General features: G+C 69.8%; 1 protein-coding gene and 1 pseudogene. Both read right to left on the reverse strand.

Annotated features, from left to right (window positions below; translation table 11 throughout):
- Window positions 1–256 (reverse strand): annotated as a pseudogene (locus GKQ77_RS32965) (hypothetical protein); the annotation flags it as partial.
- A complete protein-coding gene (locus GKQ77_RS32970) occupies window positions 244–894 on the reverse strand; it encodes a hypothetical protein (RefSeq protein ID WP_219692813.1) in 651 nt (216 codons plus the stop codon). The pseudogene GKQ77_RS32965 and the gene GKQ77_RS32970, both read right to left, overlap by 13 nt.
- Between the last annotated feature and the right edge of the window lie 197 nt (window positions 895–1,091).

Here is a 1,091-nt window from a genome sequence, read left to right on the forward strand (position 1 = left end):
GGGGCGGGCTGTAGTCGCCCGCCGGGGCGATGGGGCCGGCCTTGGGGCCGGTGCCGTTCTTGGAGGTGTCGTAGCTGATGCCGCCGGCGGTCGCCGTCAGCGACCCGTCCTTCTGATCGCCCGACACCTCGGGCGGGGGTGCCGCGGTGCCGCCGCCGATTCCCTTTTCGGCGCTGGCCGGTGTGGCGGGCAGGGCCATAGCGGCCAGCACCGCCAGCGCTATCAGCGCCGCAGACCTCTGCTTCATGGCTGGCATTTGTCGCTCCCCCGTGTCGCGTTCAGTTGCGTGGTGACCCAGACGCCCGCGTCGTTCCTGGACAGCTTGGCGGCGTAGAGCACGTAGCTGTTCTTGGTGGCGGGGCCCTTGTCGACCTTGTCCTTCTTGAGGTACTTGTCGTACGCCTTGCTCTGGTCCTCGCAGTACGTGAGGGCCGCGGTGCCGCTGTCTGCCGTGACGGTCGCGTCGTAGTAGCGGTAGGCGCCAGTGGTGCGCGCGTCGGCTTTCACGTAGGCCTGGATGTACTTCTGCGCGTTGGCCGCCGCGTCGCCCTCGTAGTAGAAGCGCAAGGCCTTGTGGGTCGGGGCCTTCTCGGCGATGGCCATGTCGATGGCCTTGATCGCCTGTTCCCGGTCGGCCAGGACGGCGTCCTTGGTCTTGTCGCCCGTCTTCGCCCAGCTGAAGGTGAACGTGACGTCGGACGGCAGCTTGATCTCGGGGCGGTCCGCCCCCTGGGCGGGCTCGCTCGGCGGGGGTGACTTCTTCTCCCCGCCCTGCTCGGCGCCCGCGATCTTGTCGTCGCTCCCGGAGGACTTCTCGTCACTGCCGCAGGACGTCAGAAGCAGGGCCGCGGACGCGGTGAGCGCGGCCGTCGCGAGGCGGAGGGGGCGGTTCACTGTCGGCTCCTGGCAGGTGGGGGAGAGGGCGCGGGCTCAGCACGCTAGTGCGAAGCCGGTGCCGATACCAGGGAGATGTGTCGGTAGGAATGGGGCGCCTGGGACGTATCGCCGCAGCGGCGTGTCACAGTTCTGTGCCCACCGCCAGGGGCGGTTCAGGCCAAGGCCCCCGGCCCGCCCCCTCAGCCCTTCACCGC

The sequence above is a fragment of the Streptomyces anatolicus genome (assembly GCF_019400875.1).
Classification (GTDB): Bacteria; Actinomycetota; Actinomycetes; order Streptomycetales; family Streptomycetaceae; genus Streptomyces; species Streptomyces anatolicus.